10 protein-coding genes are annotated in these 13,656 nt (G+C 62.7%); 2 read left to right on the top strand and 8 right to left on the bottom strand.

Annotated features, from left to right (window positions below):
* Positions 1 to 352: 352 nt before the first annotated feature.
* The 3 genes from AB5Y97_RS04730 to AB5Y97_RS04720 form a co-directional block, all read right to left on the bottom strand.
* Positions 353 to 1,408 (bottom strand): lipocalin-like domain-containing protein, encoded by a 1,056-nt coding sequence (locus tag AB5Y97_RS04730; RefSeq protein WP_335854181.1) that lies wholly within the window; start codon positions 1,406 to 1,408, stop codon positions 353 to 355.
* A gap of 185 nt (positions 1,409 to 1,593) precedes the next feature.
* Positions 1,594 to 4,023, bottom strand: a complete 2,430-nt coding sequence (locus tag AB5Y97_RS04725) for an FtsX-like permease family protein (RefSeq protein ID WP_368157299.1) — start codon at positions 4,021 to 4,023, stop codon at positions 1,594 to 1,596.
* A gap of 30 nt (positions 4,024 to 4,053) precedes the next feature.
* Positions 4,054 to 4,734 (bottom strand): ABC transporter ATP-binding protein, encoded by a 681-nt coding sequence (locus tag AB5Y97_RS04720; protein ID WP_201947906.1) that lies wholly within the window; start codon positions 4,732 to 4,734, stop codon positions 4,054 to 4,056.
* A 197-nt stretch (positions 4,735 to 4,931) separates the two neighbouring features.
* Between AB5Y97_RS04720 and AB5Y97_RS04715 the strand changes: the two genes are divergently transcribed.
* A complete protein-coding gene (locus AB5Y97_RS04715) occupies positions 4,932 to 5,399 on the top strand; it encodes a DUF4357 domain-containing protein (protein ID WP_005333716.1) in 468 nt (155 codons plus the stop codon).
* A 107-nt stretch (positions 5,400 to 5,506) separates the two neighbouring features.
* On the top strand, positions 5,507 to 6,931 hold the full coding sequence (gene nhaD / locus AB5Y97_RS04710; RefSeq protein ID WP_201947908.1) for a sodium:proton antiporter NhaD: 1,425 nt from the start codon (positions 5,507 to 5,509) through the stop codon (positions 6,929 to 6,931).
* An 86-nt stretch (positions 6,932 to 7,017) separates the two neighbouring features.
* Here nhaD and AB5Y97_RS04705 read toward each other — a convergent pair whose 3' ends face one another.
* The 5 genes from AB5Y97_RS04705 to AB5Y97_RS04685 form a co-directional block, all read right to left on the bottom strand.
* Complete coding sequence (locus AB5Y97_RS04705) at positions 7,018 to 8,229, bottom strand: Bcr/CflA family multidrug efflux MFS transporter (RefSeq protein ID WP_076491839.1); 1,212 nt, start codon at positions 8,227 to 8,229, stop codon at positions 7,018 to 7,020.
* Between the two features lie 113 nt (positions 8,230 to 8,342).
* Positions 8,343 to 10,037, bottom strand: a complete 1,695-nt coding sequence (locus tag AB5Y97_RS04700; RefSeq protein WP_201947910.1) for a hypothetical protein — start codon at positions 10,035 to 10,037, stop codon at positions 8,343 to 8,345.
* Between the two features lie 58 nt (positions 10,038 to 10,095).
* Positions 10,096 to 11,424: a hypothetical protein gene (locus tag AB5Y97_RS04695; RefSeq protein WP_368157308.1), complete on the bottom strand. Its 1,329-nt coding sequence runs from the start codon at positions 11,422 to 11,424 to the stop codon at positions 10,096 to 10,098.
* A 200-nt stretch (positions 11,425 to 11,624) separates the two neighbouring features.
* Positions 11,625 to 12,185, bottom strand: a complete 561-nt coding sequence (locus AB5Y97_RS04690) for a hypothetical protein (protein WP_201947913.1) — start codon at positions 12,183 to 12,185, stop codon at positions 11,625 to 11,627.
* Positions 12,186 to 12,220: 35 nt separating this feature from the next.
* The gene (locus AB5Y97_RS04685) at positions 12,221 to 13,645 is read right to left on the bottom strand and encodes an NAD(P)/FAD-dependent oxidoreductase (protein ID WP_201947915.1); all 1,425 of its coding nucleotides are present in this window, start codon (positions 13,643 to 13,645) and stop codon (positions 12,221 to 12,223) included.
* Positions 13,646 to 13,656: the final 11 nt, after the last annotated feature.

Here is a 13,656-nt window from a genome sequence, read left to right as displayed (position 1 = left end):
AATTGCGAAGCGTAATCGGAGTTTTGCGAATTTTTCTTGGTCTGGCTACCGCACGGGGTTTCAGCTCCCAGAGTGCTGTTGTTGACCTGATTGAATTGGGGAAATCCATATTGGGTTTCTTGGTTGCCTTTGGGGCTGTGAGTGCCGGATGAGCATGGTATCAAGTGCGTATCCAGTTGTTAAGCAAAACGTTTTCTAGGGCGGGGAACTTAAGCGCATTTTTGATGGGGATCAGAAATCGGGGAGGGAAGGCGCCTCGGAACACTGCATATACAGAGAAAATGCCGCAGAGCAGGCAAGCATCAGCGGGAAAAAGCAGAACAACGGCAGAGAAACGGAGCGGGCCGTTGGCTCAGTACCCCGTCATCTCCAGATAGCCGACCCCCTTGGCATCCCCCGAGACAGAGACAGCTCCCTCCCAGTAGTCAAAGCGACCTGTCATGGCCTGATTGGGCTGACGGGCCTTGATGGTGAGGCTCATCCCAGCGGCGTTTAGCTGCCACTCGACGGGGTAATTCTGCCCCTTGGGGCCGCGCCAGGTGTTGCCCGGGGTGAGGCGAATCGCGTCGGGGGCGAGCACCCGGCTGCTGCCATCCCGCTCAATCAAGATGCCGTAGCGGTTTTCGGGCTGGTTTTCGGGATTAGCACGGCGGCCCGCCTTGGTGCGCAGGCGAAACAGCATCAGCTCGCGGCCATCGGCCAGTTGCAGCGAAAACCAGTCCCAGCCCGATTGCCACTCCGCCAATACCGAGCTGCTCCACTCGTGATCAAACCACCCTTGTCCGCTGACGGTGCGGGTTTCGCCATCGCGAGTCAGGGTGCCGCTCAAATGCAGGCGTGGGTAGGAGTAGTAAAAGGAGGCGTTGCCCGGGCTCTTCTCGCTGTAACCGGCCTTGCCTTGCAGCACCAGCGGCTTGGCGGCAGTGACGGTGAGGTTCAGCTCGCCAATCTTGCTCTGCACCTTGAGGGTGGCGGGGAACAGCGCAGCCCCTTGCGAGGCAAGCCGCCACTCCCTGAGCCAATATTGGCCGCCGTTGGCCCCCGCCAGCCCCGGGCCCTGCCGACTGGCCCGTTCATCTTGTTGGTGAGAGCCACGGTCGAGATCCGTGATGGCAAATTGGGCCAGCCAGAGCTGGGGGGTGAGCCAGGGGTTGCCGGTGCGGAGTTCTTGTTCGATCCCTTGGCGAAACAGGGTCCACTGCATGCCATATTCGCGCCCCTGCTCATCCTTGAGGTTGCCGGTGAGATACCACCACTCGGAGCGGTAATCGGGGTGGGCGGCGTGATCCTCCGGCAGTTTTATGGTTTGCCCCGGCAACACCTTTTTAAAGCTGTCGTTGCCGCCGCCGAGCAGGGCGCCCAGATCGCTGGCCTGCGCGCTGCCGATCATGGCAATCAGCGGGATCAAGAGGGCGGCGAGCCACAGGGGCCGTAAGGAGGACAAGCTTCCCCTCACCCTGGCCCTCTCCCGAAGGGAGAGGGGATGGTTCAATGCCGCACTCAGCTCTTCTCTGTGCTGAAGAAGGGGCGGATAGAGGGAAGTGGTCAATGGGGTCTTCCAACCATGGCTGAGCCAGTGCGCTAACCGATATCTCATACCACTCTCCTTGCCGCATACCAGGATGCCAATGCGCCACATACCGGTGCCAGCAACAGGGCGGTGACCGCATGAAGGGGGGCGGCCTCGAAGGCGAGGCGCCAGCCAAAGGCGCGGGGATTGACCACCTCGATCAGCACCCAGGCGAGGCCATACCCCACCGGCAGGGCAAGCAGGGCGGTAAGCAGCCCCAATCCAGCCCCTTGCCACACCAGCAGCTGGCGGCAGTGGCGGGGGCTCAAGCCCAGACTCTGCAAGGTCTGCAGCTCGCCACGGCGCGCCAGCCCCAGCACCATAAAGGCCGAGCCAATGCCGACAAAGGCGATGCCGAGGATCAGCAGTTTCAATAGCTCAGTCACCACAAAGGTCTGGTCAAACACCTTGAGCGCCGCGCTGTGGATGGCGGGGGCGGAGAGCAGATTGAGCTGCTCGCCAAAGCGCTCGCGCAGACGGTCGGCCAGCTGCTCGGGGTCGTTGCTAAAAAGGGCGAGGGATTGCACCGCCCCCGCCTCGAAGGCGTGCAGAATTTGCCCCTTGTCGCTGCCGTAGTCCTGATAGACGCCGGTGACGGTGAACTGCCTTGGCCCCTGCTCGCCGCTGATCGCCAATGTCTGGCCTACCTTGACCCCGAGGCGCACCGTCAGCGGCTCGCTCGCCAGCACCTCGTCAGGACGGGTCGGCCAGCGTCCGGCCAGCAGCGGATAGGCCGCTTTAAGCTGGGGAATAAAGTCCATCTGCGCCCACTCGATGGGCTGCCCCTGCCAGCGGGCTGGGTGCACCGAGCGGCGCGAGGCGGCGCTCACCAGCGGATTGGCGAGCAGGGTCTTAAGGGTCGCTTCGCTCAAGGTGCCCTTGTTGCCCGCCACCCCCTTGGGGGCGGTGACATAGAGATCGGCGGCCAGACGCTGGCCGAGCCAGATCTCCACGCTGGAGCGAAAACTCGACACCATGACCCCGATGCCGATGGCCGCAGCGATGGCCAGCTGCAACGCCATCACCGCGATGGCGGTGCGATCGAGATGATAGAGCGTCTCGGCCACCCCGAGCCGGGCGGTGAGGGGGCCGCCCGCGCGCCGTCGCAACCAGCCAAGCAGGCCGCGCAGGGCATCGGGTAGCCAGAGCGCCATGGCCAGCAGCCAGCCGCCGGCGATAAAGAGGGCGCCACTCAGACCCGTTTGCGGCAGCCACAGGCAGAGGGCGCACAGCAGCAAGATGGCGATGGCCAGCACGCGCCGTCGCCACGGGTGAGCGGGGGGACGGCTGCTTCCCGCTCGCAGTTCGAGGGGGGATTGGCGCAGCAGTTGCCACCAGCCGGGCAGGTTGGCGGCCAGCGTACCGAGCAGCCCGATCAACAGCGCCTTGAGCAGGCTCACAGGGGAGAGGCGAAGCAGATCGATGGGGTTGGGCCCATAGAGATCGGCCAGCGCCTGGGTCAGTTGCCCCATCAAGGCGAGCGCCAACAGGCTGCCGAGCAGCACCCCGAGCAGGGTGCCGATGGTGGCAAGAATAAGCAGCTCCAGAATGAGCCAGCGCAGCACCCGGCTTGGCCCCATTCCCAGAATGATCAACTGGGCCAGCTGGGGGCGGCGCACGCTCTGCACGAATCGCTGGGCGTTGAACACCAGAAACAGTCCCACCGCCATGGCGAGCAGTGACAGCGCCGTCAGGTTAAGGGCCAGCGCATCGCCAAGCTGGCTGGCATCGAGCGCCGGGCTGATGGGCTCAAGCCACAAGGGCTGGTTGGGGTAATCGGTTTGCAGGGTGGCCTGCAGAGTGCGAGCCTCGGCGTCGCTTAGCTTGAAGACGATGCGATCGAGCCGACCCGCTTTGTCCAGCAGCGGTTGGGCGAGGCCAATATCGGTTATCAGCAGTCGCTCCATGGGCACGGCGCCCGGTTCAAACGTGCCCGCCAGCGTCAGGGTCAGGGGGCGGGCGCTGGCGCCATCGCTGCCGCCCAATACAAAACGTCGGCTCTGGCCCGCTTGCCAGCCAAGGCGATCTGCCTCGGGGGTCGCCAGCCAGATGCTGTCGGCGCGGTTGAGGGAAAATGCGGGTTCGCTCGCGGGTTGGGCGCCAAACAGCTGGCGCAGGGGGCCGGGGTTGAAGAGATCCATCCCCAGCAGTTGAAAGCTGCGCCCCTCTTCATCCTTGAGCCAGCCATGGAGCTGGGGCATGGCATCCAGGGCGGGCTGGCTGGTCACCAATTGCACGTAAAGTTGTTCATCCAGCCCGCCAGCGGGCGCCAGCCGGTAGTTGGCTTCCCCCGCCAGCTGGCTGCGGGCGGCGACGAAGTTGGTGCGGGCGCTGTGATTGAGCAGCTCGATGGCCACCACCAGCGACACTCCCAATACCAGCCCGGCCAGACTCATCAGCAGCAACCAGGGGTGGCTGCGATAGAGGCGCAGCAGCGCTTTGAGTGGCAGCATCAGCGTGCCCCCGACAGACGAAGTCGCTGTTTAGTCATGACGGGGCCCTTTTAGTTCGATAAGTTGACCCCCTTCAAGGCGCAGCACCCTGTCGGCCAGCTCGGCATAGGCCGGGTTGTGGCTCACCAGCAGCAAGCCTGCGCCGGTATCACGCACCGCCGCCACCATCAACGCCATTACCTGTTCGGCATTGTGCTCATCGAGGCTGCCGGTGGGTTCGTCGGCGAGCAGCCACTGGGGCTGATGGATAAGGGCACGGGCCAGCGCTACCCGCTGACGCTGACCGCCGGAGAGCTGCTCCGGCCAGGCTTGGCGCTTGTGGCTCATATCGAGCCGATGCAGCAACTGGTCAATCTTTGTCTCATCCGGTGGCAGAGCGTTGATGGCGAGCGGCAGTGCCAGATTCTCGGCCACGTTGAGGGTCGGCAGCAGGTTGAAATCCTGATAGACGATACCGAAATGGCGACCCCGCAGGCGCGCCCGCTCGTCGGGGGATCGGGTGTCGATCCGGGTCTCCCCCAGCCAGATTTCCCCTTCGTCCGGTGCAATCAGCCCGGCGATCAGATTGAGCAGGGTCGACTTGCCGCAGCCGCTTTGGCCCAGCAGCAGGGTGATCTCGCCAGCGGGGAGGGCGAGATCGAGATGGTGGAACAGCGGCAGTCGTTCACTGCCGTTATCAAAGCTCTTGCAGAGGTTGCGCAGGGTCAGCATGGGATAACCGTTTGATGGTCAATGGCTTTCATCATGCTTGGTACGCTAGCACGGCCAGCATTGATCAACACCCCTTACGGCTGATCAAGAGTGCCAGTTAGTGATCAAGGCGGCAAAAGAGCAGTGGATCCTCGCTGGATCCCGCTTGCCCGAGGTGGTTAGAATAGGGGCTTCCATGGGTCACAGGATGAGCAAGGATGTTACACAAGCAAGTCAGTTTTATCATCGATAGCAAGGGCAACAAGCAGGCTGCCGTCGTCCCCATCGAGATCTACAACGAGCTGATGACCCTGCAAAAGGCACTCTCCGATAACCGGCCGGGGGAGCGCGAGCTCTACCACTTCAACGGCAAAGGGGCCGAGGCCCACGGTTATCCGGTGGGCAAGCGGCAAAATCCGGGCTTTATGGTGCTGGCCGGTTCCACCGCCAATGGCGAGGATGCAGCCTCTTTGCGTGAAGCGGTGATCGAGCTGCGTCACGAACTGCTGGAAAAGGGGGTCATAGTGCCCCGCAGTCAGGGTGGCTTTGTCTTTACCGCCGATCAGCTGTTCAACAGCCCGAGTCTGGCCGCCAGTCTGGTGGCGGGCAATAACCGCAGCGGTCTGGATGCCTGGCAAAACAGCGCAGGCTATACCCTCAAGCAGTCGGGTTTCGGCAAGAAATAATCCCGCGTTTCGACAGCAAACCAATTAAGCGTTAATTGACCTGGATGAATTTTTCTTTTCATCCAGGTGCTAGCATGATTGCCAGACGGTTCTAAAAGGAAGAGACCATGTCTGCGCTCACCCCTGTTATTTTGCTGCTTTCCCTGTTTATCCCTCCCGCCCATGCCAGTAGTGGCCCTGTTCTGTTGACATCCTCCGCCATCGGACTTTTTTGTGTCGGATTGTTTGTGCTGGCCTACGCCCTGGTGATGGCTGAAGAGTATCTGCAACTGCGCAAGTCCAAACCCGTGCTGGTGGCCGCCGGGGTGATCTGGATCCTGATCGGTATCGCCTATGCACAGCAGGGGATGAGCCCTGTCGCCGAGCAGGCATTTCGCCATACCCTGCTGGAATATGCCGAGCTGATGCTGTTCCTGCTGGTGGCGATGACCTATATCAACGCCATGGAGGATCGGCGGCTGTTCGATGCCCTGCGCGCCTGGCTGGTGCGATCCGGTTTTCACTTGCGCACCCTGTTCTGGTTGACCGGCGGGCTTGCTTTTTGTATTTCGCCGGTGGCAGACAACCTGACCACTGCGCTCTTGATGTGCGCCGTGGTGTTGAAGGTGGCCAACGGTGATCGGCGTTTTGTCAATCTTGCCTGCATCAACATAGTGATCGCCGCCAACGCCGGAGGGGCATTCAGTCCCTTTGGCGATATCACCACCCTGATGGTGTGGCAGGCGGGCAAGGTGCAATTTGGCCAGTTCTTCACCCTGCTTATTCCCTCTCTGCTCAATTTTCTGGTGCCCGCCATCCTGATGAGCCTGATGGTGCCGCGCCATGTGCCGGAGGCTGATAACGAGGTGGTCGATCTCAAGCGAGGGGCCCGCCGTATCGTCGCGCTGTTCTTGCTGACCATCATCACGGCGGTGCTATGCCACAGTTTCCTCCATCTGCCACCCGTACTGGGCATGATGCTGGGGCTCGGTTATCTGCAGTTTTTCGGCTTCTATTTGCGCAAGTCGCTGCCACGATCCCTTGCCCGCAAGCGTGCGCTCTATGAACGCAATGGTGATGAGGTGCGGTTGCGCAGTCTCGGTTCTGTGGTGCCATTTGATGTGTTCAACAAGGTGGCCAAGGCGGAGTGGGATACCCTGCTCTTCTTCTACGGGGTGGTGATGTGTGTCGGTGGGCTGGGCTTTATGGGGTATCTGGAGCTGGTATCACACTGGTTGTATGACGCTGGGGATCCCACCATGGCCAATATCTTTATCGGGGTCTTGTCCTCCATCATCGACAACATTCCCGTGATGTTTGCCGTGCTGTCGATGAACCCGGATATGGCGCTGGGGCAGTGGCTGCTGGTGACTCTGACCGCTGGAGTGGGCGGCAGCCTGCTCTCCATCGGCTCTGCGGCCGGGGTGGCCCTGATGGGACAGGCCCACGGCATGTATACCTTTTTTGGCCACCTGAAGTGGCTGCCTGCTATCTTGCTCGGCTATCTGGTGAGCATAGGGGCGCACCTCTGGCTCAACAGTGCCCAGTTCTGAACGTATGGCCGCCAGTACGAGCCAGTACGAAAAGAGGCTTCCGTCGACGGAAGCCTCTTTCGTTTTCCTGACAGGAGGGAGGGGGGTCAATCGCCTCGCTTGCCGGTCAGCAGCCAGTAACTCAGGGTGGAGCCCACCCCGCAGCAGGCGATGGCAATGGCCATCGGCAGTGGCGAGTGGGGCGGATTGAGGTTGACCAGAATGCCGACCAGGGCGCCGATGCCAAAGCGCAGGGTGCCCGCCAGTGCCGAGGCAGTGCCCGCAGATTGCGGGAAGTGGCCCATCAGGCCGGTCATGGCGTTGGCGCCCACCAGACTGATATGGCCGACAAACAGTACCACCGGAATGACGATGCCCCACAGGCCGCCGGTCTGGCTCCAGGCGTTGTAGACCAGCAGGGCGCCCGCGCAGGGCAGCACCAGCAGGCCGTATTGCAGCATCCGCTCGGCGCCCACCCCTTTCACCAGTCGGCTGTTGACGAAGGTGACCACCATCATCAGCAGGATATTGAGGCCAAACAGCCAGCCGTAGTGCTCGGTCGGTACCTTGAAGTACTCGATATAGACGTAAGGGGAGCCGCTTAAGAAGGCGAACATGCCGGAGCTGGAGAGGGAGCCGCACAGCACGTAACCCATGGCGCCGCGATGGGAGAGCACCCCCCAGTAGTTCTTGAGGATCTGGCCGATCTTGAGCGGCTGACGGTGCTCCGGTTTCAGGGTCTCCTGAATTTTCCACTGCATCACCAGACAGATCAGCAGACTGATCCCCACCAGCAGCCAGAAGATCACCCGCCAGTCGGCGTGGGCACTGATATAGCCCCCCACCACAGGGGCCACCAGCGGCGCCAGGGTCATCACCAGAATGACGAATGACATGGCGCGGGAAAACGCATCCTTCTCGAACAGATCGCGCAGCAGGGCATTGACCACCACAGAGCCGGCCGCGCCGCCCGCCGCCTGCAACATCCGATAGGCCAGCAATTCAGGCAGGGAGTCTGCCATGGCACAGCCCACCGAGGCGATGGCAAACATCACCAGCCCCGCCAGGATCACCGGCTTGCGGCCATAGCTGTCGGCCAGCGGGCCGTAGAAGAGTTGGCCGATGGCAAAACCGCCCAGAAAGGCGCTGATGGTGAGCTGCGCACCGTCGATGCTGGTGGCCAGATCCCGGGCGATGGCCGGAATGGCGGGCAGATACATATCCACCGCCAGCGGGGTCAGACCCGCCAGAGCACCCAGCAGGATAAACAGGAAACGGGGGGAGAGGGCGGCAGCCTGAGCTGTTGGCGATTGGGGCATAGGGTATCCGCTGGTGAACCTTGGTTGAAAAAGGGAGAAGGGCGAGTCTATCAGGTTTGCCCCCGCTCGGCATGACGTTCCTGCCCCCTCAAAAGGGGGAGGTGCCCGGCTGCTCAGCCACCTTGGGGTGCACGCTTGCGGTCATGGGGGCGCGCTGCGCGGATCACTCCCCCCAGCCAGAGCAGCCAGGCCAGCGACGAGATGGCGTACCCGAGCCGCTCCGGCCAGCGGGCGGTAAGGGTAAAGGTGAGGCTGTGTTGTCCGGCGGGCACCCAGACCTGCACCAGCCCGTTGCGGGTACTGCTGACGCTCAGCGGCAGGCGCTGGTCGAGCCTTGCCTGCCAGCCCGGGTAATCAAACTGGTGCAGGACCAGCTTGGCGGGTGCCGGGGCATCCACCGTCAATTCGATATGACGCGGCTGCCAGCGCTGGATCTGCCAGTTCACCCCCTGATGGTCGCTGGTGATGGCGGGCTGGAATTCCTCTTTCCAGGCCAGCAGGGTGGGGGCAAACATGCCGCGCGGCACCTGCTTTGGTCGGTATTCGCGGGCGCTGCGCTTGCTGTCGAACTCCCCGTCGAGCTGACTCTTTACGGGAGCCTGGGTGAGCGGCGCCTCGCGTACATAGAGTCCCTGCGAGAGCAGGGTGAGGGCAAGCAGTAGCCACCAGACCCACTGCCACGGGCGATAGGTGGGGGTACCCAGCGCCACTACGGCGACGGTAGCGATGACCAGCAGCAGATTGAGACGCCAGGGAAATTGCACCAGTTGCAACGGAGTGAGCAGGTGCCACAGGGGCTCGCTTGGTGGCAGCATCATCAGAAAGCTCAGGGTGCCAATGACCCCCCAGAGCAGCAACTCGGGATGGCGCGGCTCGCGGGCAGCCGCCCAAGCTACCAGTAGCAGAGCCAGGGTGAGCAGCGTCAGCCAGGCGAGATGGCCGCGAAAGCGCCAGTCATCACGGCTTTGGGGCAAACGATCGAGAAAGTTGCGCTGAAATTCGAACATGCCGGTGCGCATCTGCTCCATGGAGATCCCCCCCTGATCCAGCAGAGCGGGCAGCAGCAACAGGCTGGCCATCGCCAACCCCCAGAGCTGGCCCAGCAGGGTGCCGATAAGCGGGGAGGCGGTGACAGGGACACTGACAAGCGCTGTGCTCCCCTTGTAGCGCCAGACTAGCAGCAGGCTGCGCAGGGTGAGCAAGCCCAGAATGAGCAGGGTGCTTGGTAGATGGGAAAGCGTCAGCATGGAGACGGCCAGTGCGAGCAGCAGTAGCGCAAAGGGGGCGCCGCGGCAGAGGCGATCCTGCGCCAGCAGTGCCAGCGGTGCCCAGACGAAGGCCCAGCTCTCCGCCAGGGCAAAGCGGGCGTAGATATCGATGGCCAGATGATAGGGCAGCGCCATATAGAGCAGACTGGCCGCCAGCGCCCGTCCGTGGCCGGCAAAGGGGCGCAACCAGAGATAGGCAAACAGGCCGGAGAGCCAGAGTGCCACGCTGTTGCTCCAGAGCAGCGGCGTCATAGCCTCGTGGGCCAGTGGGGTGGGGCCGGCGAACAGGGCGCTCACATAGTAGGGCAGGGGGGGATAGAAGAAAAAGACCGGGCTGCCAAAGGCGCCGTTCATCTCCATCAACCAGCGCGGATAGAGCTCACCTTGCCACAGTTGCACGGCAAAGAAGTGACCGGAGAGCAGGTGGTGAAACAGATCATGGCCCTGACTGCCGCCGCGCAGCCAGAATGGCAGCAACAGGAGGGAACAGGCCACGCTCAGCACCGACAAAACCCACAGCCACTCTCTGGTTACACGCATAAGGAGACTCGCCTGTTATGGATGCGCAGTGAGTGTACCCGAGTTGTTCCCCTCTTTTTTAGTTGTCTTGGCGGTTTTTTGTGCTCTTTCTATGTTTCTTGTCACTTTCCCCATGGGGTGTCTGCAGTGAGGGAATGGCGAGCCAGAGGCCGGGCTCGGCGGCAAAGCGCGGGGCAAACCAGTGCTGGCGCACTGCAGTGGGCATTTCGTTCGCGGTGATGGGGCGGCGACTGAGGCGGCAGGCTCCCAGAGAGAGCGCCAGCGCCGCATCCCCCTTGTACCAGCCATCGGTCACTGGCAGTGCCGTGGTCTCCCGCAGCAATCTCACTCCCCACTGGGTCACCAGCGCCGGGCAGCTTTTCTCTGCGAGCCTTGCTGCCTGCACCATGGCGGGTGGACGGGGCAGGGTGAAGGTCGCGCCGAGCAGCAGCAATCCGGCGACCGCGACCACCCACTCGCCACGGCGCGGCAGCCAACCCACCAGCAGCACGATACCGAGCAGGGTGACGGGGGCCAGATGGCGGGGATTGTCGGTATTCTGGCCAAACAGGGTCCAGAGCAGCAGGGCGAGCCAGTAGAGTGTCCAGAGTGGAGAGAGGACGGCGGTGTTGCCTTTTGAGCGCTGCCAGAGTGGCAGCACCAGCAGCGCCCCAACAGCCAAGGGCCAAAGCGGGGTAAGCTGATCGTCGAAGGTACGCGCCCAGCTCAGCAGCCGATCGCCGTGGGCCGCCGCCGTGTTGCCCCAGAGGGTAAAGTGGCCGTCAGTAAAGCGCCGCCCTTCGTTGAAATAGGCCCAGCCATCGGCCTGCCAGACAAACAGCAGGCTGATAAGCCCCACCAGCAATATGGGGAGCACAAACCTGACGCGCGTGCCCTGCTGCGCCATCCCGAGCCACAGGGGCAGCAGCGCCAGCACAAAATAGGAGGGACGTAGCGCCAGCATAAGGCCTAGCAGCAGACCCGCCAGCGCAATTCTGCGCTGCTGCAAGGCCAGCAGCGTCCCGAGCCAGGCGGCGAGCGCCGGCCCATCCGAAAGGCCGGAGAGCGCCAGCGTCGGGGTGAGCGGCAGGGCCAGCACCAGCAGCCAGATGGGGGCAAGCAGGCTTGGCCGTTGCCACAGCCTCACCGTCAGCCAGGCGGCGAGCGGTGCCAGCAAACTGCTCCCGAGCAGACTTGCCCACTGCACCGCGCGGGCCGGGTCGTCCACCAGCAGATTGATCAGCCGCGCCAGCCAGATAAAGGCGGGGTAGCCCGGAAAGTGGGGGGAGAACTCCAGCACGCTAAAGCGCGTCACCCCGTGGGCGAAATTGAGGGCATCATCGGAGTCGAGGGCTATCGGGAAGGCCAGCAGCCAGTCAAGCCAGGCCAGTTGCAGCAGGGCAAGCAGCCAAATGGTGATTGAGCAGGGGGAAGTCCAACGCCGATACGTTGCCCTCCCCCTCATCCCCAGCCCTTCTCCCGCAAGGGGAGAAGGGGGCAAACCAGCGTCCGGGTGCATTTATCGGCAGGCCGTGCGTAGGGTGGGTAGAGCGCAGCGAAACCCACCGTTTGTCAGAGCGAGGTGGCGCAATGATTGGCAGGTTGCCATCAAAGCGGCGCCAGCACGGCCATCAGCGCTTTTTCTGCATCGCTAAAGGCTGCGGCGTCGGCGGGCTTGGCACCTACCCCGAATACCCCCGGGTTGCCGATGGCATCCAGCACCCTGGCCAGCGCCTGTTCGGCCGCCTTGCGATCCCCTTCGCTGAGTGATGGGAGGAGCAAGTCGAGGAAGCGCTTGCTCTTGACCACCAACACCTTGGCGGTCTGGTAGTCGCCAAGATTCTGGCTGGCCCCTTCGAGGCGGCGCTCGATCTCCGCCTTGTAGGCGCGATTGAGCAGGGCGGCGGTTGCTGCGGCGTCTTTGGCCTTGATGGCTGCGGCCAGTGGCGCTTGCAATTCCACCTTGTGGTGCTGTTCCAGATAGGCCAGCTCCTCGGCAATTTCGCTCAAGGTGGTGCTGGCATCCTTGCCGTCAGTGGCGGCGCCCAGCAGCGCTTCGCGGGCGTCGATCAGTGGCTCCTTGCCGGCGGCGGCGTAGGAGTAAGCCTGCGCCTGCCCGCAGAGGGTCAGCAGCAGGGTGAGGGCGAGTAAACCCGGGCGGATGATCATCCTGTTCTCCTTACTTAATGCCAAGAGGTTGGCACTCAGGCCACGCTCTGGGTTTCAATCACGGTATTTTCGTTGCGATGGTTGAAGATGGCATGGCGTCTGTCCACCCCGTCGATCACCATGTCAGCGGCCATCATCCCCATCTCCATGGCGGTGTCGGTGAAGATGTAGCGGAATGTCCCCTGACGGCCGGTCATGATGAGGTTGGTGATGGGCATCAGCGCCTTGATGGCTTCGTTGCGGCGGGCCTGATAGCCGAGATCCATCAGTGGGTAGGCGTACTCGCTGCGGGCTTCGAAGGTCTCATCGCCAAGCTTCTGGGTATCGACGCCGAGGCTCGCCAGATCAGCGGTAACCCGACCGCGCAGATCAGAAAGCGGAGCCTGCCAGGTGGCATCCCCCGGATTGCAGGGGATCTCCAGCATTACCGAGGTCTGGCCTTGGGGCGCCATAAAGGGGCTGCGGCGGCGCGGCTCCTGCAGACGGGTGGCCAGAATATGGGGGTCGGAGAGGTACTGCCAGGTGTTGTCCGACAGGTTCTCCTGTTTGAGCGGCATATTGACGAAGCGAAGCGACCGGTAGTGCAGATCGCACGGCAAGCCCAGATGCTGGCAGGTGAGCGGCAGCGGCAGGGTGGAGATCACCTGATCAAAGCGCTCGCTCTGCTCAACGTCATCTTGTTTCCAATAAACCCGTTCGATGCGGCCATCGGCCTGCTCAAGGCGGGTGATGGTGGCACCGGTTTTCAGCTCAACGCCCTCTGCCACAAGTCGCTCACCCAGAGTGGTGAAGATCTGGCCGAACCCATACTTTGGATAACGATATTTTCGGGCATAGGTGCGCACCGAAATGCTGCCGTTGCGCCTTGGCAACAGGCGGCGCGCCACGTCTTTGAGATCGATCAGGCTGATGCGCTGGCCAGCCCAGTCGGCGGAGAGCTTGTCCGGATTGATGCCCCACAACTTGCCGGTGTAGCCCTCGAAGAACTGGCGGTAGAGGGTGCGACCAAAGTGGCTCTGGATCCACTCGGCAAAGCTCGCCTTGGCAAAATCGGTGGGCTTCTTGGCAAAAGGCAACAGCAGCAAGTCTTTCACCGCACCGGCCATCAGGACGAGCGGCGCCGTCTTGAGCAGGTTGGGCAGGTTCAATGGGTAGTCATAGGTGCGCCCGCCAAAGCGGATGACGCTCTTGCGCTCGGCGTGGAGCAAATCGTCCCCCATCAGCTCGTCGATAAAGGCGAGCAGCTCGGGGTTCTTGGTGATAAAGCGGTGGCCGCCGTAGTCAAAGCGATACTCCCCATCGCGCCCCTTGAAGGTCTGGGTGGCACACATGCCGCCGACCACCGGCTCCTGCTCGAACAGGGTGACTGCAAAACCGGCGCGGCGCAGGCGCCAGGCGGCCATCAAACCGGCGGGGCCAGCGCCCAGCACTGCAATGCTTTTCTTGTTGTTATCGCTCATGACCTATTCCG

The sequence above is a fragment of the Aeromonas sp. R10-2 genome (genome assembly GCF_040908445.1).
Taxonomy (GTDB): Bacteria; Pseudomonadota; Gammaproteobacteria; order Enterobacterales; family Aeromonadaceae; genus Aeromonas; species Aeromonas veronii.
Note: the sequence above shows the minus strand (reverse complement) of the source record. Positions and strands in the feature narration are given on the sequence as shown.

Excerpts from the sequence above, each read along its gene's own strand:
- AB5Y97_RS04725 (WP_368157299.1), bottom strand. The coding sequence starts at position 4,023 with ATGCTGCCACTCAAAGCGCTGCTGCGCCTCTATCGCAGCCACCCCTGG.
- AB5Y97_RS04720 (WP_201947906.1), bottom strand. The coding sequence starts at position 4,734 with ATGCTGACCCTGCGCAACCTCTGCAAGAGCTTTGATAACGGCAGTGAA.
- AB5Y97_RS04715 (WP_005333716.1), top strand. The coding sequence starts at position 4,932 with ATGTTACACAAGCAAGTCAGTTTTATCATCGATAGCAAGGGCAACAAG.
- nhaD (WP_201947908.1), top strand. The coding sequence starts at position 5,507 with ATGTCTGCGCTCACCCCTGTTATTTTGCTGCTTTCCCTGTTTATCCCT.
- AB5Y97_RS04705 (WP_076491839.1), bottom strand. The coding sequence starts at position 8,229 with ATGCCCCAATCGCCAACAGCTCAGGCTGCCGCCCTCTCCCCCCGTTTC.
- AB5Y97_RS04700 (WP_201947910.1), bottom strand. The coding sequence starts at position 10,037 with ATGCGTGTAACCAGAGAGTGGCTGTGGGTTTTGTCGGTGCTGAGCGTG.
- AB5Y97_RS04690 (WP_201947913.1), bottom strand. The coding sequence starts at position 12,185 with ATGATCATCCGCCCGGGTTTACTCGCCCTCACCCTGCTGCTGACCCTC.
- AB5Y97_RS04685 (WP_201947915.1), bottom strand. The coding sequence starts at position 13,645 with ATGAGCGATAACAACAAGAAAAGCATTGCAGTGCTGGGCGCTGGCCCC.